Raw genomic sequence first — 23,416 nt, 5'->3', positions numbered from 1 at the left:
TAATAGTGTGTTTAGTATTTGTATTTTTTTAAAATATGTTAAAAATATTTATATTTGTTGAAAAATATATTAATATGAAAATTTTTAGATTGATTTTTATTGCTTTTTTGTTAATTGTTTCTTCATGTTCTAAAAGTGATGATGGGGGGAATATTGATAATGAAGGACCTGTACTAATAGAAGAGGTTGTTTTTATGACTCCAAACCGAACTATTTTACCACAAGAAAGATATAATATGACTCAAGATTTGAAGTTAAAAAATGTGTCTAGTAAAGATATAATATTTACTGTTGAGGATCCTACTATAGCAAAGTTTGAAGAGAACAGTATTTTAGTTGGGCTTAAGAGTGGTGAAACTACTATTAAGGCACAGTCTAAGAATTCTAAAGCTTTAGCAACTATGAAAATTGTAGTTGATAAACAGAAGGTTTTATTTACAAAGAATGATGTGGTACTGGATTTAGAGGAGAAGTTGGATTTAAAAGAATTAATAGAGTTAACTAACGTTAAGTTGGAAAATATTGTATTCAGTGTTCAGGATGAAGATAAAGGAAAGATAGAAGGTACTATTCTGACAGCATTAAAAGAAGGTGATTTTATAGTGAAAGCTACTATAAAGAATACTGATAATACAGCAGTTTTAAGAGTCAAAAGTATTGAGAGGAAAATTGTATTTAAGAAGGAGTTAGTTGATATTGCTTTAGGTACCTCAATTGATCTTAATGAGATAATGACTTTTAAAAATATTAGTAAGGATAGTATTAACTGGATAAAGGAATTTGGTGATTATGTTGTTATAGATAATATGCAATTGACAGGAAGAAGTATTGGTAAAACTACTATTACAGCGCAGTCATTAGATAAAAAGATAGCAGCTAGTTTAAAAATAAATGTTATAAAAAGAACATTTAAATTTATGAGAGAATCTGTTAAAATAGATGGAGGAGAGTCATTTGATTTAAATGAGTTGTTACTTGTTGAAGATTTTGAAGCGGATAAATTAGTATGGGAAAGTTCTAGTAAAGATTTGCAAGTTAAAAATGGTATTGTAAATGGAGATGGATTTGTTTCCAAAGAGGGTGATTATACTGTAACTGTTAAAACGGTAGCTAGTCCTATTTTGAAAACCACTATAAAAGTACAAGTTTTAAAGACAGGGGTTCTTAAATTTTCTATTAATGAAAATCCTGTTGTAATAGCGAAAAAATCATCTAAAATGTTTAATTGTATTGTAGAGCCTGCTAATGCAAGTCCTTTGTCACTAGAGTTTGTTTCAAAAAATAAAACGACAAAGGTTGAATTTTTGGGTATATATGGGAATAGAATTAAAATCTTTAATTATGATTATATAGATGATGTAATTACTGTTTATGCTCCAAAAAGTGACGGAAGTAAAAAGAAAGTAGGTGAAATATTGGTCAAAGCTCCAAATGAATTAGATTTTAGCACAAGGACTAGTTTTTATGACTTAGGTTTTCCTACAGATTTATCTCCTTCTGAATTTGATATGTCATCTTTAGCTGTACATCCAACTGGCGCGACTGCTGATTGTGTTTGGAGATCAGATAATCCTAATATACGAATTACTCCTAATGGAGTTGTAACTAAACCTTCAGTACATACAACAGGAACATTGACCGTTACACATCCTTTTTATACAAATTTTGAAAAGAAAATTACTGTTAAATCGGGTTTATATGAAGAGTTCTATAAGGTAACTTTAGAGAGAAAGTCTATGGGAGAAGAGCAACTTACTTTAAAAATTCAATTTAGTAATAATACTCCTAATCACTATTATATAAATGATTATGTATTTCGTGATTCACAAGGAAAGAAGATAAGTGTTTATTGGCCTAGTGATAAATCAAGAGATTATAATTTACAAGAGTTTAAACAGTTTAGTATAGAACCAGTATTATATACTAAAGAAGTAGATTATGTGGATTTGAAATACTTTACTAATGAGGAAAAAACAGAAAGTAAGACTATTCGTTTTAATTTGAAATAAAGTGTAGTTTAAAAATAGTTCAAAAATAGTTCAAAAATAGTTCAAAAGTTAATATTATATTAAAATAAAGCTTTTTTGTGTGGTTAAAATACTATATTTTTGTATTTGCTGTTATTAAAGAAGATAGTTAAAAATATGAAAAAGGTTATAGGGATAGTTTTGATGGTATTAGGGTTAGGATTCATCGCATGTGAGAATGAGACGAAGACTGCTGATCCGAGTATTATTGCGATGGTTAATAATGAAGAATTTACAACTGGAGTGAAATTCGAAACATGGAGACCTCAGTATACTGACTTAAGAGTGGCTAATGAGAATATACTGTATCTAAAGGCAGAAACTGATACAACGATGTTTACCTTAAGAGTTCCTTATGCTTTCTCAGACGTACCTGAAGAAAGAACATTCGCTTTTGGGGATGTAGTGCCAGTAGATGTGTCTGACCTAAAGACAGCTTTCGCACAGTATATCGTTTATGATAAAGTAACTAAGGTACCTATCGCTATCTATAAAACAGCGAATAATATCACTAATACTGGTGAATTTACGTTTGCGGATAAGGATAGTCAAGTGCCTGGAATGGTCACTGCAGAGTTCTTTGCGAATATGAAGAAAGATACTATGCCAGGGTTTTATAAATTAACTACGAAACAGAAAGAGTACTATAAGAATACACTTAGGGATATGAAGTCTTTCCAAGATGGCGTGGTGTATAAAATGCCTGTGAGCGTAGGGAAATAATTACGAATTAGGAATTACGAATTAGGAATTTTTGCCTTCGGCATTGTGTGATATATAAGACTACTCTTTATGAGTGGTCTTTTTTTGTTTAGAGATGTCATGGATTGCAAATCTGCGACAACTGTAAATCCATGACAATTGATAACTGATAACATATAGTAGTATACTGTTAAGGATAGTGGAAAAGGGAGTCTATGTTCTGAAAGTTTTGTAACTTTGTTTTTTACACTATTCTACCTTATTTAAGGTTAAAACTCTTATAATCAAGTATGTATTTAATTTTTGATACCGAAACTACAGGGCTTCCTAAAAGTTGGCAGGCGCCCATTACCGATACTGATAACTGGCCTCGATGTATACAGATCGCTTGGCAGTTACACGATGAGTATGGTAAGCTGATAGAGCATCAAGATTATCTGATTAAGCCAGAAGGATTTAATATTCCTTATGATGCAGAGCGCATACATGGTATCTCAACAGAATTAGCAGAGCAAGATGGTATTTCTCTAATGGAAGCATTGGAGAAGTTTAATATTGCGCTGTCTAAGACTAAGTTTATCGTCGGTCAGAATGCTGGGTTTGACGTGAATATTATGGGATGTGAGTTTTATCGTAAGGGAGTGAATAGTATTATGTCAGAGCTACCTGTACTGGATACGTGTACAGAGGTGACGGCTGAGATGCTAAAGCTACCTGGAGGTAGAGGAGGTAGATATAAGCTTCCTACATTGACAGAGCTGCATACATTCTTATTTGGTGAGAAGTTCGCTGAGGCACATAATGCTACTGCCGATGTGGAGGCGACTACTCGATGTTTCTTAGAGTTAATCAAGCACGGGACATTCTCTACGCAGGAGTTACAGCAGGATGAGGAGTATATCGTGCGTTACCGCGAGGCTAATCCTCAGCCATTTCAGCTGATTGGTCTTAAACATATTAACTTAAAGAAAGCGTCTGAAGAGATCCGCAAGCGACTGGCTAACCTTGAAGGTGGGACAGCTGAGGAAGTGTCTGATCACGAGAAAGAATTACTAGATCAGGCGAACTTTGCACACTTACACGTGCATACACAGTTCTCTATCTTACAGTCTACGATAGCGATTAATAATCTAGTGAAGAAGGCTGGTGACTTTGATATGTCTGCTGTAGCGATGACGGATCACGGTAATATGATGGGAGCATTCCACTTCGTGATGGCTGTGAATAACCATAATAAGGGGATAGAGGCTAAGAATAAAGAGCGCGCTGAGAATGGAGAGGAACCATTACAGACACTGACCCCTATCGTGGGATGTGAGTTCTTTATCTGTGAGAATCATACGGATAAGACTAAAAAAGACAATGGATATCAAGTAGTATTACTTGCTAAAAATAAAAATGGGTATCACAATCTAGCGAAGATGGCATCTATCGCTTATACAGACGGGTTCTACTATGTACCTCGTATCGATAAGCAGGTGGTAGAGCAGTATAAAGAAGATGTGATGGTACTGACGGGTAACTTATATGGTGAGGTACCTGGTAAGATATTAAACGTAGGTGAACGCCAAGCTGAAGAAGCCCTACTATGGTGGAAAGAGCAGTTCGGCGATGATCTATACGTAGAGTTGATGCGACATAATCAAGAGGATGAGAATCGCGTGAACAAGGCATTAGTAGAGCTAGCACGTAAACACGATGTGAAGTTGATAGCGACTAATAATGCTTATTATTTAGATAAAAAAGATGCGAATGCACACGACATTCTATTGTGTGTGAAGGATGGTGAGAAGCAGTCTACTCCTATCGGTAGAGGTAGAGGCTATAGATACGGTCTTCCTAATCAGGAGTACTACTTTAAGTCTGCTGAGGAGATGAAGGAGCTGTTCTCAGACCTACCTGATGCCATCTATAATATACAAGAGGTAGTGGATAAGGTAGAGCCATTCGTGCTACACCGCGATGTATTACTACCTAAGTTCGATATACCAGAGGAGTTTCAAGATGCGCGAGATTTAGAAGGAGATGGAAGTGGTAAACGTGGAGAGAATAACTTCTTAAGACACCTTACTTATAAAGGGGCAGAGGCGAGATATCCTGAGGTGACAGCTGAGATTCGAGAACGACTAGACTTCGAGCTAGCGACTATCGAGAGAACCGGGTATCCTGGTTATTTCTTGATTGTACAAGATTTTATCGCAGCAGCGAGGGAGATGGGAGTATCTGTAGGTCCTGGTCGTGGTTCGGCTGCGGGTTCGGCTGTAGCGTACTGTCTAGGAATTACGAATCTAGATCCTATCGAGTATGATTTGCTTTTTGAGCGTTTCCTTAACCCTGACCGTGTATCGATGCCCGATATCGATATTGACTTCGATGATGAAGGTCGTGGTCGTGTAATGGATTATGTAATCAATAAGTATGGCTCTAATCAGGTAGCACAGATTATCACGTATGGTAAGATGGCGACTAAGTCTGCGATTAGAGATACGGCTAGGGTATTAGACTTACCGTTATTCGAGGCAGATAGAATCGCGAAGCTTATCCCAGGTATGATGCCATCTAAGTGGAATCTGAATCGATTCTTAACAGAGGATGAGAACGCTATAAAAGGAGTACTTCGATCAGAAGAATTTGATAAAGTAAAAGAATTAATAGCCTTAGCTCAAGAGGGGTCATTAGCTGCAGAAACTATACAGCAAGCTAAGATACTAGAAGGGTCAATGCGTAATACAGGTATTCATGCCTGTGGGGTAATTATTACTCCAGATGATATTACGAAGTTCGTTCCAGTAACGCTAGCTAAAGATTCTGACTTATATGTAACGCAGTTTGACAACTCGGTAGCAGAGAGTGCAGGTCTACTAAAGATGGACTTCTTAGGTTTAAAAACATTAACCCTTATTAAGGACACGATTAAGCTGGTGAAGTATCGTACAGGTATAGATATAGACCCAGATAAGATACCTATCGATGATGTGAAGACCTACGAGCTGTTCCAGAGAGGGGAGACTATCGGGGTGTTTCAGTACGAGTCTGCAGGTATGCAGAAGTATATGCGTGAGCTGAAGCCTACCGTGTTTGCCGATCTGATAGCGATGAATGCGCTGTATCGTCCAGGGCCATTAGAGTATATCCCTTCGTTTATTCGTCGTAAGAATGGGGAAGAGCCTATCGTATATGACTTAGATGCATGTGAAGAATACTTACAGGAGACGTACGGTATTACAGTATATCAAGAGCAGGTGATGCTTCTGTCGCAGAAGTTGGCTGGATTCACTAAAGGTGAGGCTGATGTACTGCGTAAGGCGATGGGTAAGAAACAGAAGGATGTACTAGATAAGATGAAGCCAAAGTTCGTAGAGCAGGCTTCTGCTAAAGGACATGATGCTACTACACTAGAGAAGATATGGAAAGACTGGGAAGCGTTTGCTTCTTATGCGTTTAACAAGTCTCACTCGACCTGCTATGCATGGATAGCGTATCAGACAGCATATCTGAAGGCGCATTATCCTGCAGAGTATATGGCGGCTGTACTGTCTAATAATATGAATGATATCAAGTCGGTTACCTTCTTCATGGAAGAGTGTAAGCGCATGGGGCTACAAGTATTAGGACCTGATGTGAATGAGTCATTCTACAAGTTTACAGTAAATGATAACTATGAGATTCGCTTCGGTATGGGAGCAATCAAGGGAGTAGGTCAAGGGGCAGTAAACACTATCGTAGAGAATAGAAAAGATGGGTTATATACTTCTGTATTTGACCTAGCGAAGAGGATAGATCTGAGATCAGCAAATAAGAAAGCGTTCGAGAACCTTGCTTTGGCAGGAGGTTTTGACTGTTTTAAAAACACACATAGAGCACAGTACTTCCACACAGACCCAAGTGATAATATCGTGTTCTTAGAGAAAGCTATACGCTATGGGGCTAAGTCTCAGGAGAACGATAATTCTTCTCAGTTTAGTCTATTTGGTGAGAGTAGTGAGGTACAAATACCTGAGCCTCTATTACCTATCTGTGAGGAATGGAGTACGATGGAGAAGTTGGCGAAGGAGAAAGAGGTAGTAGGTATCTATATCTCAGGACATCCCTTAGATGACTTTAAGTTTGAGATGAGATATTTCTGTAATGTGAAGGTAGAGGAGTTGACAGACTTGAATCCTTTCACAGGGCGTAATCTGATGTTCGGAGGAATGATTAGTGATGTACAGTTCCGTACTTCTGCTAAAGGGAAAGATTGGGCTATGTTTACCATAGAAGGTTATGACGAGAGCTTTGAGTTCAGAATGTTCAATGAGGAGTTCTTGAAGTTTAGACATTTCTTATTAAACAATACATTTGTATACATTAAGATATTAGTTAAGGATGGTTGGGTAAATAAAGATACAGGAGAGAAGAGCGAGCCTCGTATTCAGTTTGTGGAAATGAAGTTATTACATGAAGTAATCCCTACTTATGCTAAGAAACTTACTGTAGTGATGAACGTAAAAGATGTGGCTTCTAGGCAAGCGGAGTTAATCAAAGATGCTTTTAGTAGATATCAAGGGGATAGCTTTGTAAACTTCGAGGTACTAGAGGTAGAACGAATAGAGAAAGAAGCTACTCCTGTAGCAGTGCCACAGCTAAGAATGAATGAAGGAGATGAAGAGGATGGTGCTAGTGAAAGCTTTGATATGGATGAGCCTATAGCGGTGGATGTACCAGAGTTTAGAGTAGTGAATAGATTAGAGTTTACCAGTCGCAATAGTAGAGTGAATATCACAGCAGAATTACTAGAAGAACTGGAAGCCTTACAAGTAGATTTTAAATTAAACTAGTAAAAGCAATATTATTTGATAATGCTTTTATAGATAAAAAAAATTGTATGTAGGTCGATTACTATAATAATTTTATTAAGTTTGTTGGTATAATATAAAAAGCAAAGAATAATGGCATTAGAAATAACAGATGCTACTTTCGAGGAAGTAGTATTAAAATCAGACAAACCCGTAGTGGTTGACTTTTGGGCAGTATGGTGTGGACCTTGTAAAATGTTAGGGCCAGTAATCGAAGAGATCAGCTCAGAATACGAAGGAAAAGCTGTAGTAGGTAAAGTAGATGTTGATGCAAATCAAGAATTCGCTGCTAAATTCGGTATTAGAAATATTCCTACTGTATTAGTATTCAAAGATGGTGAAGTAGTACAACGTCAAGTAGGTGTTGCACCTAAGAAAACTTATGTAGATTTCATTGAAGGATTATTATAATCCTCGATATATATATAGTATAAAGGAAGACTCTCAGTAATGAGGGTCTTTTTTTTTGACTCTATTCTAGTGAAGTGAGTATAGTGTCCCAATAGTTGTGACCATAATAGGGCAAAATAATGCAGAAGTGACTATAATAAGCAGTATGTAAGATAAAGAATGTATGATCGTGTAGTTTTGTCAGTGAATTATAATTCATAGGTTCTTTGACATATTGTATTAATAGAGGAGAAATAATCTTAGGAGTAGCTCTTTTATGGAGGTGAGGATTACTCAATTTCTTGTTTTAGGACGAGTAAAGAGAGCGATTTATTAGATGGGACTTGTTTTTTTTGAGTAAAATAGGTTGTTGTTTCTGTTTTTTTTGATGGTGAGGCTTATTTTTTGTGGGAATAGTATGTATTTATTATGGTAAAATAGGGTGAATAATGGTGTCGGATAGTGTGATTTTGATTGTTTAGGGAAGGGGTGTGTGAAGAGAGGGAAAAAAAATGAAAAAAAGTTTATGTTTTATGTTGTTGATACTCAGTTTTATCAAATTTAATAAGGAGAAAAGTTTGATTTTTTTTAAAAGTACATTTGGAACTGTAGAAAATGGTTGTATATTTGCATCGCATTAAAGCAGTAATGACGAAGGTTTGGTAGTTCAGTTGGTTAGAATACATGCCTGTCACGCATGGGGTCGCGGGTTCGAGTCCCGTCCAGACCGCAAAAGGGGAGACTAGCATCTCTTGAAATATAGAGATGCTTTTTTATCCGCTCTTCGTTAGAAAATAAAAACTTTAAAAAAGTTTGGAAGTTTTAAAAAAAGAGTTACCTTTGTCGCCGTTAAAGAATTAAGCTTTAATACAAAAAACACTGGTTTGGTAGTTCAGTTGGTTAGAATACATGCCTGTCACGCATGGGGTCGCGGGTTCGAGTCCCGTCCAGACCGCCAATGAAAAGGAGCCTCTCACAACGTGGGACGGCTTTTTTTGCCCTCTAAAGTTTTTTAGGGAGCTAAAGATTAGTTGTGTTGTTAAGTGCGAAAGCACTAAAGGTTTAGTAGTTAGACCAATGAAAAGCTTTCCTAGTGCGGGAGAGCTTTTTTTAATCAACTGTTGACTTTTGATAATAACACGTAGAAAATATTGAATATTGGTTTGGTAGTTCAGTTGGTTAGAATACATGCCTGTCACGCATGGGGTCGCGGGTTCGAGTCCCGTCCAGACCGCCAATAAAAAAGAGCCTCTCATGAAGTTGGGAGGTTTTTTTTGGCCTCTAAATGTTTAACATTAGAGGAGCTAAAAATAGTTGTGTTGTTAAGTGCGAAAGCACTAAAGGTTTAGTAGTTAGACCAATGAAAAGCTTTCCTAGTGCGGGAGAGCTTTTTTGTTATTATATCCTTATCTGTATTGGTCTCTATTACGATATTTAAAAATTCTTAAGGCTACCTTTAAAAGGTTATTCTGGATATAATCATCTTTGACAAATATATAATCCATATAGATGGCGTTAGGATGTGGCACTGTTACATAAGGTGTACACTTGGTAAAACCATATTCTCTATAGATAGCGTTCTGGCCCTGTTGCGCTTTACTAGTAGTTACATAAATTCTCTTGTAGTTTAGTGATTCTATATGTTGTATGATCTGCTGGCATAGTTTATTTCCTAGACCAAGCCCTTGATGCTGTGGGCGTATATATAGATTAGTAATCTCACATGTCGTATCAGTAAGTCTGTGCATGGCGATACAGCCTGCTAGTGTACCATTCACTTTAGCTATATATAGTAACGCTTCATTAGAGACGTTATCTGTACTTGAGTTAGGACTTATGCTGATGGAGTTGTCTAATGGCCTTAAATCTGCTTGTATAGCTCTATTGTATTCTGTAAGTAATTGTTCTATATCTGTAGTCATAGTTAGTGACTGTATTATCTGGATGTTCATTATTAGGTGTGTTAATCTAAAGGATAGAACAAGGTATAAAAAAGGACTATTGTACATAGTCCTTTTAATGATGTTTAATTGGTTTTATAAACTGTAAGATTTTTAGCTGTAAAGTATGCAGGTGTGTTAACTCCCCATTCTCCTTTATCAGATGAATCTATATAAAACACCAGGTATTTTATATTAGTTAGTTTTTCTAAATTTACTTTTTGCCAGTCCATATTTACCTTACCAACTTCTTTTCTATAATCAATCAGGAAGTGTTCTATTGGTTCTGTAGCAATAGCTTTATTACTATCTAGTCCATAAACAAGTACTTTAAAGAAATCTCCTTTTACAAACTTCTTTGCAAAAGCATCTCCTCTTTGAGTTGAGTGATATGTGTATGGGCTTAATGCTAATTCTATTGATTCTGCAGAGTAGCTCTCTTTAAGAGTAACTACTGTTAATGCTTTATCAGTATCTATAATATCCCCTTTCTTTAGGTCTGATGGAACTCCTGAAGTGTTAGCAACTAAGAATGGTGTAGTGTTATCAGCCATTGTACCATACATGTAAGTAGGAAAGTTGTCATTATGATCCTCTTTATCTGTACTGTTGGATACAGTAAAGCCATTCCAATATTTAACACCACTAAAATCATTTACTTTATGACTGAATGTATAAGGAGAAACAACTAGAGGTGTGTTTTCAAATGTTTCTCTCCATATTTTGCCATCTTTTGTATCTAGCGTTAAAGGAACTGAAGAAAGATTTAATGATTCTCTTTCTCTTAATGGTATGCTATTATCATCACTAGAGCAACTAGTAAATGTAGTAGCAGTAAGAAGTGTAAGCCCTAATATTAAAGAGGTGCTTAGCCTTAAGAAATGTTTTTTCATAGTTTTTTATTTAAAGATTTAAAGAACTATTCTAGTAGTTGTTCTTTAGTTAATTATTTATCTATTTTATCAACTGTTAAGTTGTCCATACAGAAGTAAACAGATGTATTTGGCCCAAAGTCTCCTGCATCTGTAGTCTCCATCTGGAATACTAAATAACTTACTTCACCAAGTGATGATAGGTCTATTTTATGCCAATCTTTAGACATGATTAATTCATCACCTCTGTAATCTGCTAAGTAATGTGTAACAGGTTTTTGGTTGATCTTATTGTCTTTATCAACTCCATAAATCATTAGCTTAAAGTAGTCTCCTTTGACAAATTTTCTAGCAAAAGAATCTCCTGTTAAGTTTCCATAATATGGCCATGGATGGTTAGAGATATCTACATTAACAGCTTTGTAACTGTCTTTAGCTTCTCCTATCTTAATCCAATTAGAGTATTGCTTTTCATTAAATACTGCTTGTGTTGCTTGCCAATCTTTCATATAGTATCCCCAATACCCTATTATAAAAGGTGTGCCTTCGCCTTGTGTACCTCCTTTAGCCATAGAGCCCCATTGGTTCTCTATGAAACCTGCAGATCCTTCTTGGTTATAATTTTTATTGTCTTTTACATTAGATACTGTAAAACCATCCCAAGTATTTGGATATTCTGACGTGTGAGAGAAGGTGAATATCTGATGTTGTAATAGTACTTTATCAGTATAAGTCTTACCCCATATTTGACCTCCTTGTTTATTCAGGCCATTAGCTAGATTGAAAGTAGAAAGGTCTAATGTAATGTAGTTATAATTATAGCTTTTAGCTACATCAACTTTATAAGTATAATAACTATGAGAGTTTCCTTGCTCTACTATTAAAATTAGGTTTCTAGTTCCAGGAGTATTGTATGTGTACTTTAATACTTGTTCATTAGATAGAATAGTTCCTGAAGTATTGTCTTTCCATCTGTAGACAGCATTAGCAATGTTCAGTTGAGGATCTATGGTGACTTCATCGAAAGTTACAGATTCAACTGTTCCACTGAATGTAGGTATTACATAAGGGACATTGTCATCATTAGAACAGCTCGTAAATATAGAAGCTGTTAGTAAAGTTAGTCCTAAAAATAGTATCGAACTTAACTTAGTAAAGTATGTTTTCATTATATATGTTAGTATTGTTCGAAATTAATTATTTTCTAGTATTAATAGAGGTTCCTTCAACATGTAAGTCTATAGCACCAGCTACTTCTGTAGATACTTCTCCTAGCCAACCTGACTCTTGATTGATACCTGTATATACTTTAACAAAATCAATACCTGGTAGATTAACTTTATTACCATCTTTATCTACAGCCCAATTGATATCAATGGCTGATTCGTCATCATTATTAGGTGCGTTGTCTGCATATCCCCAAGGATATGAATATAATACCCAATATGAACCTTGTCCGCTTTCATCTTTAGCATTATTGGCTAACTTAGTTCCTTTAAAGGTAATCTTGTCCCCTGTATGCCATTCTGGAAAATAGCTTTGTTGGTGGAAAGTGTTCTTAGGTTTCCATCCTTTATTACCTTGGTTGTCTTCCCATTTTATATATTCTAAATCAGTAGCCCAATTGATACTAGGATCTTTTACAGGTTCTTTATTTGGGTCGGGTTTGTAATATGTAATTTCGTAATTCTTTATAGTCTCTTTTTTATGATATTCGCTACCAGCTATTTCATACCATTCATCCTCATCAGGTATACCATTTTGATTTTTGTCATACGCTACCATAATGATTCCAGGTTCACAACTTCCTCCACGACCAGGAGCTTCTGGATTAGGGTTGCCACTAGCCCAAAAAGCATTTCCTAGTACTCTAAAGTCTCTCTTTCCTGGAACATTAACAATTGTGTGGTCAAATCCAAATACTACATAACCTCCAAAGCCACCAAGAGAAATCATTCCAGCTTTATCTTTAGCTATTGCGTCTTGAGCCTTCTTAATCATTGTTTCCTTTGTGTCTCCAACGTTATAAACAGGTAGTTTATTAGTGAATTGGCCATAAGAAGGCATGAAGTCAAATACTTTCGTAATATGCTTTTTGTATTCTACACTTTCTTTGTTAACAATAATATTAAATTGTTGATTGATTTTTAATTTAGGATCTTTAGCTTCTATTTCAATAGTATAGTTTCCTGTATTTAGAGTTACAAAGTCTAACTGTTGTTGGTCACTAATTATAGAGTCTTTACTAATATCATTAAGCTTTATTACTTTCCAAGAAATAGAAGGGTTAGTAAACTGTTTTAATTCTGGTTTTATTAGTACTAATTTACTTCGGTCTACTTGATATATAGAGTCAAGTTTTAAGACATTACCAGTTGGAACTACTGGATCAATTGGCGGAGTACCAGGAGATGAATCATCACTAGAACAGCTATAAAAAGTAATAGCTGATAAGCATAGAGTAGCTATTAGGCTTAGTTTTAATCTTTTTGTTTTCATATTAAGTTATTGGTTTATTTTTTAATGAATGCTATATGAGCAGGTATATTACCTCCTGTTGTCTTCCATTTAAGTTTTCCTTCAGGGGAGAAACAGTAGACAAAACCTGTTCCTATATAGTCTTGTGCGTCCGTCATGAAGATTTCTTTAGTTTCAGGATTGACTGCTATTCCATAAGGTATCTGTATTTGTTTTTCTGTGCCATCGGTGATGATGTTATCAGTAATAACTTTTTTTGTCAATGTATTAAGGATACCATAAGACACATTATTACCTCCTGTGTTATGTTTATAAGAAGTAGCGTAGTAGTATAGCTTGTCATCATCCATAGTCATATTAGATACAGGTATGTCAAGCTTCTGCTTCACTTGGTCAGAGTTAGAGTCTATTACATATAAGTTAGGTTCTACATTATAATAGTCTCCTCTCGAAGAAACATAGATATCCCCAGCTTTATCAATTTGCATACGATGTAAGTTGATGGCTACATCTATCTTTTTGGTTTCTGTAAATGAAGGAATGTCTATCACTGATACTGTAGTATCATAATTAGGAACACGGTATCCTCCAGAGTTAGCCACATATAGTTTATTTCCTTTAATGACCATTTCTTCAGGTTGATAACCTACCGTTACTCGTCTAGTTACTTCTAAGGATAAGGTATCTATCTCCGCTACAAAACCACGTTCTGCATTTGGATTAATCTCTACTTTTCCTGCATAAGAGCTAACGTACGCCTTACCATCTTTAAAAGCTAAATAACGACAGTTAGGTACATGTATTTGCTTAATATGTTTGCCTGTTTCTACATCAAATACTTCTATGAAGTTTGATACGTTAATAGTAGCATAAGCTTTAGTACCATATATCTTGATATCATTACCTACATCACCTAGTTCTTTAGTAATGTTTGGATTTCTTTCTGAGAAGATATCTCTAGTATACGTTCCGTTGTGATATTCAAATAAGTCTATAGACGCTCTGTTCATTCCCATATTACCTTCATTAAGCAGGTAAAAACCACTGAATTTATTAGTGGAAACAGGAATAGATACTTGTGAACTATCGGATAAGAATATCATCTCATCTTTGCGACAACTTACTAATGTTAGTAATGCTAAAGCAAGGAATATTATTTTATTTAATTTCATAGGTCAAAACTTAAAGTGAAACGGAAGTTACGTCCAGGCATTGGGAAGTTACTCACAACTTCATAATATTGATTAGCAATATTGTTTGCCTCTATGCTTGCTTTAAAGTGGTATTGTCGCCATTTAAAGCTTTTAAGTAAGGAGATATCATGCGTATACCAAGGCTGTATTTCATTTCGCTTGATATTGTTTTTGTTTCCATTATAGCGTTCTCCTACATAAATAAAGCTATAGTTAAGCCCCCAATCTTTATAATCTAGACTAACAATAGATGACCCTGAATGCCAAGGAGCATAAGGTATCTGATCTCCGTAATAAGAAGGCGTCCCATATAGTGTCTTGCTTTTGTCTTTGGCAACCGTATATTCATAAGTTAGATTTACTCCTAACTTTAAGTCCTCCATGATTTTTAGGGTAGTACCTAAGTTAGTTTCTATTCCGTAGTTCTCTACTTTACCTAGATTAGTCATCATCCATCTCATCATACTAGAAGTAGGAGTAGCGATAATCTTATCTGTAATATTAGCATAATAAGATTCAACAGACAGATGTACTTCTTCAAAAAGAGACTGTTGAAACTGTTTGTTATAAGTAAAACCTAAGTTAACCTGTCTAGATGCTTCAGGCTTTAAGTTAGCTGTACCTAATTGGGTATAATAAAGGTCATTAAATGTAGGTAGTCTATAAATATACTTATAGAATGAATGAATGACTAAATTCTCATTGTCCCATGGTTTATAGCTTAGGAACACAGAAGGTGCCCAAAACTGACGATCAGGTGCCTCAAAGTTATAACGTACTTTCTCTTTTGTAAATGTTCCTAGTATATTAGCCTGAGCCTTTACTTTACCTAGATTTACAGAAGTAGCAAGTGAAGTCAAGAATGTATAGCGTTCTGGATAAGAGAACGGAGTTCCTTGACCCTTACGTGTTGCGTTTAACTTATTGTATTGTAAATCTGTAGATAAAGACACATCCCATATATCAGTAAGCTTGTACAGGTGTGCTGCAGATAGATAATATTCTTGTTGAAAATAAGTATTGTCAAACTGTGGATTATAAGTTACCTCTTCTCCTTCGAAGCCTACCGTCTTACGCGATAAGTAATGCATTTCATCATAAGCATATTTTCCTTTGAGTTGGAATTGATATCTGTCTGAAACAAATCTAGTCCATTCTCCTTGTGCCATGAAGTTTTTGTCTTGTTGACGTTCATTGATATTCTCTGTTTCAAGAGTAACATCACTTTTCTTAATAACAGCACCAGGTAGTCCTCTATCTGATTGATAGTAATATAAATTAGCTTGCCAAGTATCTTTATCTGTTTTTCCAAACCATGTATTCTCTATTCGATACGCCTCTATATCACTATTCTGCCTATGACCAATAGTATCATAAGCTACAGAACCATCTATATTATGGCGTTTTTGTCTGAATTTATAATCACCATTAGAATAGATGTATTCAGCACTGATAGAGGTGCTAATATTGTTGTTTACTTTGATATCTGTGCGTACAGAAGGGTTGACTAATTGGATAGAACCAGCCTTGTATTTAGCTGATATATTTATGTCCTTTCCTTTTTGGAAGACAGGTTTTTTAGTTTGTAGATATACAGTAGAAGCAGACGCAAACTCTTTAGCAGATTGGAAGATGGCACTGCGCTGACCATTATATAGTGTTACAGTCTCAATATTATCTAAAGAGAACTTACCTAAGTCTACGATTCCATTCTGCGCATTGCCTACTTGTACCCCGTTATAAAATACTCCTACGTGATGAGTACCCATATTACGAACGTCTACAGTCTTTAGCCCTCCCATACCACCATAATCTTTGATCTTCACTCCTGCGAAGTATCGTAGAGCATCAGCTACGCTATAACTATTAAGGCGTTGAAGTTTAGCTCCGTCTAGTGTCTGTACAGGTATAAGATCTCGAAAGACTTCTTTTTGTATCACGATCTCATTTAGAGCAGTGATACTGTCTTTAGGTGTCTGCGCATATATAGCAGTATTCGCCATACATAACACAGTGGTTAGTACTAGTAATTTTGTTTTTGTCATATTAGTTTTTGGCTAGTTGATTTTGACATTTGGAGTAGATATAAATGCGTCAAAATCATTGTTGCCAATGACTATATCATAGAACGCCTTATGTTTCATCCCCCGAAAACATCAAAACTTATTTTAGAATGGCAGGTATTCTGACTTACTCATAACGAATATCCTTCCCATCTATGCGACAGTGGATAACTAGATTCGTTATTATTTATGAGCTTACAGCAGCGGGTCTGTTTAGGATTTTCACCTAATTCCCTTTTTCATATCACAGTGATAACCAGTCTGATTACAAATATATAAAAAAAGCTTAATGGAAAGTATTTATTCTGTTAATGGTATTTTATTATAGAATCTTTAAAAATTATTCCAAAAAGGCAAGTGAGATTGATAAGTCTTTAAAGCTTGCTTATTCATTTCAGCCTCTAGATTAGGATAGACACGCATTCCTCTTTTGCCTTCTTTTTGTTCGGTAGAGATGATATTAAGTTTAGCTAATTCTTCTTTGGGGTATAGAAAGTACCCTTGTTGAGTAGATATAATAAAATAGTCAAAATCATCTTTAATATGATAAGGAATAGTCTTCCCTTCATAATCACGTTGCCAAATGGCTACGAAATAACCTACCTTTTTAGGTGTTACTTTAGCTTCTCTATATATAAATTTCTTATCATTTAGAGTAAAAGTACAAGCGTTATAATCATTTTTCTCTATACCCCACTGTATATCTGAGATACTAGTAGATATACAGTTTCCTAATATTTTATTTAGTTGTTCTATATAGTAATGAGGTAGCATTTAATGATATTTATCTATCGTTTTATTATGTTTATAAATGATTGGCATTAGAAAATTTAAACTCTTTTATTTCATATTATTTTTCTACTGTAAGTGCTTTATAGTTAAAAAACTCTTCAGTTATATATTCATTGTGATTTATTTTCTTAGTATATGTTGGATAATTATCTTTATTATATTGATATTCCTTGGTCTCTATGGGATAGAAAACACCTTTATATGTCTTTATATTGTTAGAAGGGGTATAGTTATATCTAATAGGAGAAAATGCAGTACGATATTCTAATACTGATAAGTTTAAAGGCATATCCTTAAAGGGATTATATGCTTCATCATATGTAAATTCTTCTCTTGGTAGAGTAGAACCCTCTAATTTGACACTGGTTACATTGCCTTTTGTATCATATAAGTATTCTATATTACTTTTATTTTCTGAAGCTATAGGATATACATAGTAAATTTGATTATTACTGTTCGTTTTGTATTCATAGTTAGAGTTGCTATACTTATTCGAAAGTACTTTAGTTAAGATTCCTTTGTCATTGTATACTAAAGCATCATCTTCTTTGATTTTTCCTAATGAATCTTTTTCTATTAAATGAAGAAGCTTGTTAGAGGTATTATAAGTATAGTTTGTTTCTGACTTATTTAGATAGAATAACTTTTCATATCCTTTCTTCTTAAAATAATCTACAGTATAATGTTTTATTACATTACCATTTTTATTGTATTCAAAAGTTATTTCGGAGATTAAAATATTGTTGTTTTCTGTTGTAATTTTTTTGTAAGATTCTAATACAGTGATTGTTTTGTTGTTTTCAGTTGTATTGTCTGAGGAGCAACTACTTATGCTTATTGCAACTAATAAATAAGTGAAAAAAGTAATATTTCTAATCATAATTTGTAAGTGTTTAGTAAGTCTTAAAGATATACTTTTGTTTGATTACACTTATAGTTAATATGATATCCTCTCGACTTTTTTAATTTATGAATAGAAACAATGAGTAAACTTACTAATCTTATGGAAATTACTACTGTTATTATTTGACAATATAAATAAGTTTGTGTTTTTGTTTGAAAATGTTAATAAGTAATTATTTTATTTTGATTACTTTTAGATTTGTTTAACAATCTATTAAGTGTGTGAATTATGCGTAAACTATTTGTTTTTCTGTTTTTAGCTACTTCTTTAGTAGGGTTTGCTCAGATTAATTTTGAGCCAGGTTATTATGTTGATAATAATGGTAATCGGGTAGAGGGATTGATCAAAAATATTGATTGGATGAATAATCCTACTAGTTTTCTATATAAAGCAGATGAGAATGCTAGAAGTGAGAACATTCTTTTAGCGGATGCTAAAGAGTTCTCTATTCTCAATAAGAGTAAATATGAAAGACATAAAGTTAACGTTGATATTTCAAGTGATAAACTTCAAAATATGACTAGTGATTCTTTACCAATCTACAAGGAAGAAATGGTCTTCTTAAAATTATTAGTAGATGGTAAGGCAAAATTGTATACATACTATAATAATCAGAGTAAATTCTTTTATCAAAAAGAGGATAAAGAGATTATTCCATTAGTATATAAGAAGTATATTAAGGAAAATAGTAAGGTGAGTAAAGAAAATGGAAATATTGCTACTAATGATAGTTATAAACGTCAGTTATGGATGGACGTTAGTTGTAATACTGACTTAAAGAAGAGAATTAAATATTTAGAGTATAAAATTAAACCATTAACGAAGTACTTTCAGGAATATAATAATTGTGAAGGAGATGAAAGACAATTGTTTGAGAAGAAGAAAGACGGCAATAATCTTCATTTAAGTCTGCGTCCACAGGTATCTATTTCTACTTTTGATTTTGATAATAGTGTTAGTAATGAAAGTCATAATTTAGGAAGTAAAGTTGGTTTTGGAGTTGGTGTAGAATTAGAGTATACGCTTCCATTTAATAATAAAAAATGGAGCTTAATAGTAGAACCTACCTTTAAGAATGTGAATTTTAAGGAAAAGGGTGAAGTAGAGATTAAAATGAATTATAATTCTTTTGAACTACCTTTTGGAGTGAGATATTATTTCTTTATTAATGATAAGTCAAGAATATTTATTAATGCTTCTTATCAGTTTAATTTTGCTTCTAGTACAAATATTAAGTTTAGTAAGGCTAACACAGAAGCATATAAAAGTCTGGATGTTAAATCTGCTAATAATGCAGTATTCGGTATTGGTTATAAGTATGATCGATTTATTGTAGAGTATAGAATTAGTACAAAAAGAGATGTATTGAAAGATTATTCATACTGGGATTCATCTTATGGTAATATGTCATTTATTTTGGGATATTCTTTTTTTTAAAAAATGTTGATATATAATGAAATGAACCATCTTATGATGGTTCATTTTTTATTTATACCTCTAGTTCAATTAAAAAGACTTTATGTATTAGAACTTAATCGTGTTCTTTTAGCGTGATACCATCAGCATCTATTTAATAGATATGTACGCTCAGCTTGCACTTTCTTGGAGATTCCTAGGAGATTCCTAGGGGTTTTCTTGCCCAGAAGGTACTTTTGTCGAAGAAAGGTGCAAGAAACCCTCAAGCAATCCCCTAGCAAATCAAATGAAAACGATCATTAGTTTAGAAATAAACACTAATAAGAAATAGATCTTTTATGTACTTATTTTTAAAATAATGATGTGAATATTTGTTTTTCTAAGGAAGTGTTCTATATTTGTAGAACAACATCTACAAATACCAGTGTTATGAAGTATAGTGTATTCATTTTTAGTCTTGTAATAATTGTATCTTTCAGTTCTTGTAAGATTAATCAGAAAGTAGAAGGAGAGAAGGTAGGACGTTGGGTGTTTAAAAGTACAGTCGAGGGAAAGCAGGAGGTACAACGTGGGAAATACGACAATGAGGGTTTTCAGAAAGGGACATGGAGGTATAAGCGAGATGGAAAGCTGTATAAAAAAGAAGTGATACGAGATTCTATAGCTCACACTACTTTTTATCACCCTAATCATAAGGTAGAAGCAATCGGTAAAACGGTATTGGTCAAAACTAATAAAGGTTTACATTATTACTATACAGGATCTTGGTTTATCTATGATATAAGGGGGAGATTAATACAAGTAAAGCATTATAAAAAAGGAATATTAGAACATATTACAACTGTACGAGAATGATAAAACTACCACAAACAGAAGAACAACTAATGGAATATATTTGGGATATGGAGAAGGCATTTACAAAGGATATTATGGAAAAATATCCAGAGCCTAAACCTGCTCAAACAACAGTGGCAACGTTATTAAAAAGATTAGTTGACAAAGGGTTTATTGATTATAAACTTTATGGTAACTCTAGAGAGTACTACCCTTTAATAGCGAAGGACGATTACTTTGAAAAACATCTTAACGTCATGGTAGAGAACTTCTTTGATAACTCTGCTTTGCGTTTTGCTTCTTTTTTTACTAGAAAAAGTAAGATGAGTAAACATGAATTAGAAGAATTAAAAAAAATAGTAGATGAACAGTTAAAAACGAAATAACTATGTTATTATACCTATCCAAAATCACACTCATTCTCATTGCTTCAATAGTGATATATAAGCTTGTACTAGAGAATAGTAAAGCACATCACTTTAAGAGATATTACCTACTAGGGACATTGCTTATAGGACTTTTCTTACCGTTTATTACTGTTTCTACAGATGTGGAGATGGTATCATGGAATCAAACTTTAGAAGAGTTAAACGACGTCATTATGGAAACTCCTAAACAGGAGGTGATGGTTAGTTCTACTATAGATTGGTCTTATGGAATAGGGGTGTTATATCTGATAGGTATAGTATTCTCACTATCTAAGTTAGTTGTCGAAACTATCAAAATTAGAAGGTTAAAACAAGAAGGAACTAGTATAGAGTTCAATGATGTAGCGATAGTTTTATCTAGTCAAATCACAAATGCCTTCTCGTTTAGGAATACTGTTTACTTTCCTATTACAGAAGAAGTGTCAGAAGACAATAAAATATTGCAACATGAGATAGTACACGTACAGCAGAGACATAGCTTAGATATTATCTTGATAGAGATACTAAAAGTGCTCTTTTGGTTTCACCCAATATTCTATTATTATAAGACTTGTATAGCGTTAAACCATGAGTTTTTAGCAGATGACTCGAGCGTTTCTTCACAAGAGGAAGCAGGAGCATATTTACAGTTATTATTAGCTCAGACTTATAAACAGCATGAGTTACAAGTAACGAGCTCTTTCAACTTTAACTTGACAAAGAAGCGATTCATTATGATTACAAAAAACAATAGTCCATGGAGAAATAGAGTAGGGATCAGTTTGTCTTGTATTCTTTTTTTACTAGTGGGTACACTTGCTATTCAAGCCAAGTCAACTAATCAGAAAGTGACGTCAGATACAAGTAGTAGACCGTTCCAAGCGACAGATACGAGAGCTCAATATCCAGGAGGAATGAATAAGTTTATTAATGACTTTCTTCTAAATTTTACAGATCCATATCCCTATTCAGAAGAGAGTGAAGCTAAAGTAGTAATACAGTTTACAGTAGAAATGGATGGGACATTAGAGAATATAGTGGTTTTAAGAGATCCGCTAGGAGTAGGAGAAGAGATCGTAAAGACCTTAAGGACGATGCCAAAATGGCTTCCTGCACAGAAGAATGGAGAAGTAGTAAGCACAGTGTTTACTTTACCAATAACTTTTAAAAGAGCAACACCATGAGACCAATAACAACAGTATTATTATCATTTAAGCTATATGTTACTTGCGTAGTGACTTTATTAGGAGGTGTACTAACAAGTATGGGACAAGAGATATTAGAGGATTACAGTAACTTTCTTGCACTTGAGAAAGTTGAGCTTTCGTCAGGCGAGATACGTCTTCATAAAACTATAAAAGAAGTAGACTCTACTGTGAAGGGAGCAGAGTATATTAATAAGCATCGTTTGTTTTGGAACTACCTTGTAGTGAATTTTTCAGAGCCTTTAGAGAAGAATACATTTGCTTCGAATAAAGAGATTACTTTGTCACAAGATAGCGTTCTATCTATGATGGTGTCGGATACTATTTTTAGTCCGTTAGTAAAGAAGTATAACGCTCAAGTAATTAAAAAGAATAGTAAAAAAGATACGATCTCTATGGATGAAGTACTTAATGTTGCAGTTAAGTTCTTTAGTATAGAGAATATTACCCCAAAGGGAGAGTACACGGCGAGGGTGTGTGTAGGGCTAAATAGTATTAAAAATACTGAAGCTATACGTATGCCCTTTGTAGAAGCTTTTGCTTTCAATGCCATTATGAAGAATCTTAGAAATGAACAGTATGATGTGTATAATTACTTTATAGATTCAATAAGGGGTATTTATAAGTTAAACCTTGGTATTGATAAAGAAGAAAGATTGCTTCGTGCTCAGGGTGCTCTTTTTATACAGATGCTTCAGAGTGATAAACTGAAAGAGTTATTAGAAGATGAATATGATCTGAATAAGGAGGTATTACCTTTTGTACTTTCTTCGTAATTAGAATAAATTTATATCCAACCTGTCGTTAAAAGACGGGTTTTTTTATACTAGCACTTGAATAATTTGTATTTTTAAAACAAAAAATGAGAACTAATTATTTTAAGTACTTCTTCACTATTTATATCGTTACCTTAGTTATGGACTCGTTTGCACAAGATAGAGTAGTTATTCATGAGCATACCCCTAAGTCTGCTTTGATATGTGCTAGGTCCAATACAGATACTGTTGAATTCACGCATAATAAACAGTTTAAACCTGCTGCTTCTCGTGTGAGTGCTGATCAATTATCTATAAACTTTTCTAAGCACTTCTATCAAGCTTTTCCTGATAAGAAGGTGAGTAATAATATTAGCTTTGTTTTTGAATTAACTATTGAGAAAGACGGCTCTATTAATGGCGTCAGTGTATTGCGCAGTAACTTTACATCAGAAGAGAACGATAAGCTAAAAGAGATCATTTATACGATAACAGCAGATACGTGGATTCCAGCTTCTTATAAAGGAGAGAAGATTACTTCACAGTATACGTTACCAATTATATTATTAGCAGATGTTAATGAAATTTAGTGTCAATGTGATG

At 34.1% G+C, this 23,416-nt stretch carries 18 protein-coding genes, 3 tRNA genes and 1 riboswitch; of the genes, 13 read left to right on the top strand and 8 right to left on the bottom strand.

Features of this window, described 5'->3' with window-relative positions; all coding sequences use genetic code 11:
* The first annotated feature begins 35 nt into the window (after positions 1-35).
* The 7 genes from MODO_RS01400 to MODO_RS01370 all read left to right on the top strand — a co-directional run bounded on the left by MODO_RS01400 (position 36) and on the right by MODO_RS01370 (position 9,191).
* Positions 36-2,009 carry a hypothetical protein gene (locus MODO_RS01400; protein ID WP_230456701.1) on the top strand — a complete coding sequence of 658 codons (1,974 nt, stop codon included), beginning with the start codon at positions 36-38 and terminating at the stop codon, positions 2,007-2,009.
* A 135-nt stretch (positions 2,010-2,144) separates the two neighbouring features.
* The gene (locus MODO_RS01395) at positions 2,145-2,750 is read left to right on the top strand and encodes a hypothetical protein (protein WP_006257593.1); all 606 of its coding nucleotides are present in this window, start codon (positions 2,145-2,147) and stop codon (positions 2,748-2,750) included.
* A gap of 269 nt (positions 2,751-3,019) precedes the next feature.
* On the top strand, positions 3,020-7,546 hold the full coding sequence (dnaE, locus tag MODO_RS01390; RefSeq protein WP_006257592.1) for a DNA polymerase III subunit alpha: 4,527 nt from the start codon (positions 3,020-3,022) through the stop codon (positions 7,544-7,546).
* A 111-nt stretch (positions 7,547-7,657) separates the two neighbouring features.
* Positions 7,658-7,975, top strand: a complete 318-nt coding sequence (trxA, locus tag MODO_RS01385) for a thioredoxin (RefSeq protein WP_006257591.1) — start codon at positions 7,658-7,660, stop codon at positions 7,973-7,975.
* A 635-nt stretch (positions 7,976-8,610) separates the two neighbouring features.
* A tRNA-Asp gene (locus tag MODO_RS01380) sits at positions 8,611-8,684 on the top strand.
* 151 nt (positions 8,685-8,835) lie between these two features.
* Positions 8,836-8,912: transfer RNA gene (locus tag MODO_RS01375), tRNA-Asp, on the top strand.
* A 202-nt stretch (positions 8,913-9,114) separates the two neighbouring features.
* Positions 9,115-9,191: transfer RNA gene (locus tag MODO_RS01370), tRNA-Asp, on the top strand.
* Between the two features lie 169 nt (positions 9,192-9,360).
* Here MODO_RS01370 and MODO_RS01365 read toward each other — a convergent pair.
* The 8 genes from MODO_RS01365 to MODO_RS01330 form a co-directional block, all read right to left on the bottom strand.
* Entirely contained in the window at positions 9,361-9,906 is a 546-nt protein-coding gene (locus tag MODO_RS01365) for a GNAT family N-acetyltransferase (RefSeq protein WP_006260506.1), read from the bottom strand.
* Between the two features lie 74 nt (positions 9,907-9,980).
* Complete coding sequence (locus tag MODO_RS01360; protein ID WP_006257589.1) at positions 9,981-10,787, bottom strand: DUF4465 domain-containing protein; 807 nt, start codon at positions 10,785-10,787, stop codon at positions 9,981-9,983.
* A gap of 53 nt (positions 10,788-10,840) precedes the next feature.
* The gene (locus MODO_RS01355; protein ID WP_006257588.1) at positions 10,841-11,935 is read right to left on the bottom strand and encodes a DUF4465 domain-containing protein; all 1,095 of its coding nucleotides are present in this window, start codon (positions 11,933-11,935) and stop codon (positions 10,841-10,843) included.
* Positions 11,936-11,963: 28 nt separating this feature from the next.
* Complete coding sequence (locus MODO_RS01350; RefSeq protein ID WP_006257587.1) at positions 11,964-13,265, bottom strand: hypothetical protein; 1,302 nt, start codon at positions 13,263-13,265, stop codon at positions 11,964-11,966.
* A gap of 14 nt (positions 13,266-13,279) precedes the next feature.
* Positions 13,280-14,416 carry a YncE family protein gene (locus tag MODO_RS01345; RefSeq protein ID WP_006257586.1) on the bottom strand — a complete coding sequence of 379 codons (1,137 nt, stop codon included), beginning with the start codon at positions 14,414-14,416 and terminating at the stop codon, positions 13,280-13,282.
* The gene (locus MODO_RS01340; protein WP_006257585.1) at positions 14,413-16,482 is read right to left on the bottom strand and encodes a TonB-dependent receptor; all 2,070 of its coding nucleotides are present in this window, start codon (positions 16,480-16,482) and stop codon (positions 14,413-14,415) included. Before MODO_RS01340 ends, MODO_RS01345 begins: the two co-directional genes overlap by 4 nt.
* A 113-nt stretch (positions 16,483-16,595) precedes the next feature.
* Positions 16,596-16,776, bottom strand: a riboswitch (cobalamin riboswitch).
* A gap of 57 nt (positions 16,777-16,833) precedes the next feature.
* Positions 16,834-17,274 (bottom strand): MepB family protein, encoded by a 441-nt coding sequence (locus MODO_RS01335; protein WP_006257584.1) that lies wholly within the window; start codon positions 17,272-17,274, stop codon positions 16,834-16,836.
* A gap of 76 nt (positions 17,275-17,350) precedes the next feature.
* Positions 17,351-18,172, bottom strand: coding sequence for a hypothetical protein (locus tag MODO_RS01330; protein WP_006257583.1), 822 nt, complete (start codon positions 18,170-18,172; stop codon positions 17,351-17,353).
* Between the two features lie 252 nt (positions 18,173-18,424).
* Here MODO_RS01330 and MODO_RS01325 point away from each other — a divergent pair, with 252 nt between their 5' ends.
* The 6 genes from MODO_RS01325 (at position 18,425) to MODO_RS01300 (ending at position 23,403) form a co-directional block, all read left to right on the top strand.
* Positions 18,425-19,633, top strand: a complete 1,209-nt coding sequence (locus MODO_RS01325) for an outer membrane beta-barrel protein (RefSeq protein WP_006257582.1) — start codon at positions 18,425-18,427, stop codon at positions 19,631-19,633.
* Positions 19,634-20,041: 408 nt separating this feature from the next.
* Entirely contained in the window at positions 20,042-20,467 is a 426-nt protein-coding gene (locus tag MODO_RS01320) for a hypothetical protein (RefSeq protein ID WP_036496581.1), read from the top strand.
* Complete coding sequence (locus tag MODO_RS01315; protein WP_006257580.1) at positions 20,464-20,832, top strand: BlaI/MecI/CopY family transcriptional regulator; 369 nt, start codon at positions 20,464-20,466, stop codon at positions 20,830-20,832. Before MODO_RS01320 ends, MODO_RS01315 begins: the two co-directional genes overlap by 4 nt.
* A 2-nt stretch (positions 20,833-20,834) precedes the next feature.
* Entirely contained in the window at positions 20,835-22,037 is a 1,203-nt protein-coding gene (locus MODO_RS01310; protein ID WP_006257579.1) for a M56 family metallopeptidase, read from the top strand.
* Entirely contained in the window at positions 22,034-22,834 is an 801-nt protein-coding gene (locus MODO_RS01305) for a hypothetical protein (protein WP_006257578.1), read from the top strand. The genes MODO_RS01310 and MODO_RS01305 overlap by 4 nt, the downstream gene beginning before the upstream one ends.
* A gap of 86 nt (positions 22,835-22,920) precedes the next feature.
* Entirely contained in the window at positions 22,921-23,403 is a 483-nt protein-coding gene (locus MODO_RS01300) for a hypothetical protein (RefSeq protein WP_006257577.1), read from the top strand.
* Positions 23,404-23,416: the final 13 nt, after the last annotated feature.

The sequence above is a fragment of the Myroides odoratimimus genome, from assembly GCF_001485415.1.
Classification (GTDB): Bacteria; Bacteroidota; Bacteroidia; order Flavobacteriales; family Flavobacteriaceae; genus Flavobacterium; species Flavobacterium odoratimimum.
The sequence above is the reverse complement of the archived record's forward strand: the minus strand, read 5'-3'. Positions and strand labels throughout refer to the sequence as shown.

What these genes read in the sequence shown, in the direction of transcription:
- MODO_RS01400 (WP_230456701.1), top strand. Translation starts at nt 36, where the DNA reads ATGTTAAAAATATTTATATTTGTTGAAAAATATATTAATATGAAAATT.
- MODO_RS01395 (WP_006257593.1), top strand. Translation starts at nt 2,145, where the DNA reads ATGAAAAAGGTTATAGGGATAGTTTTGATGGTATTAGGGTTAGGATTC.
- dnaE (WP_006257592.1), top strand. Translation starts at nt 3,020, where the DNA reads ATGTATTTAATTTTTGATACCGAAACTACAGGGCTTCCTAAAAGTTGG.
- trxA (WP_006257591.1), top strand. Translation starts at nt 7,658, where the DNA reads ATGGCATTAGAAATAACAGATGCTACTTTCGAGGAAGTAGTATTAAAA.
- MODO_RS01365 (WP_006260506.1), bottom strand. Translation starts at nt 9,906, where the DNA reads ATGAACATCCAGATAATACAGTCACTAACTATGACTACAGATATAGAA.
- MODO_RS01360 (WP_006257589.1), bottom strand. Translation starts at nt 10,787, where the DNA reads ATGAAAAAACATTTCTTAAGGCTAAGCACCTCTTTAATATTAGGGCTT.
- MODO_RS01355 (WP_006257588.1), bottom strand. Translation starts at nt 11,935, where the DNA reads ATGAAAACATACTTTACTAAGTTAAGTTCGATACTATTTTTAGGACTA.
- MODO_RS01350 (WP_006257587.1), bottom strand. Translation starts at nt 13,265, where the DNA reads ATGAAAACAAAAAGATTAAAACTAAGCCTAATAGCTACTCTATGCTTA.
- MODO_RS01345 (WP_006257586.1), bottom strand. Translation starts at nt 14,416, where the DNA reads ATGAAATTAAATAAAATAATATTCCTTGCTTTAGCATTACTAACATTA.
- MODO_RS01340 (WP_006257585.1), bottom strand. Translation starts at nt 16,482, where the DNA reads ATGACAAAAACAAAATTACTAGTACTAACCACTGTGTTATGTATGGCG.
- MODO_RS01335 (WP_006257584.1), bottom strand. Translation starts at nt 17,274, where the DNA reads ATGCTACCTCATTACTATATAGAACAACTAAATAAAATATTAGGAAAC.
- MODO_RS01330 (WP_006257583.1), bottom strand. Translation starts at nt 18,172, where the DNA reads ATGATTAGAAATATTACTTTTTTCACTTATTTATTAGTTGCAATAAGC.
- MODO_RS01325 (WP_006257582.1), top strand. Translation starts at nt 18,425, where the DNA reads ATGCGTAAACTATTTGTTTTTCTGTTTTTAGCTACTTCTTTAGTAGGG.
- MODO_RS01320 (WP_036496581.1), top strand. Translation starts at nt 20,042, where the DNA reads ATGAAGTATAGTGTATTCATTTTTAGTCTTGTAATAATTGTATCTTTC.
- MODO_RS01315 (WP_006257580.1), top strand. Translation starts at nt 20,464, where the DNA reads ATGATAAAACTACCACAAACAGAAGAACAACTAATGGAATATATTTGG.
- MODO_RS01310 (WP_006257579.1), top strand. Translation starts at nt 20,835, where the DNA reads ATGTTATTATACCTATCCAAAATCACACTCATTCTCATTGCTTCAATA.
- MODO_RS01305 (WP_006257578.1), top strand. Translation starts at nt 22,034, where the DNA reads ATGAGACCAATAACAACAGTATTATTATCATTTAAGCTATATGTTACT.
- MODO_RS01300 (WP_006257577.1), top strand. Translation starts at nt 22,921, where the DNA reads ATGAGAACTAATTATTTTAAGTACTTCTTCACTATTTATATCGTTACC.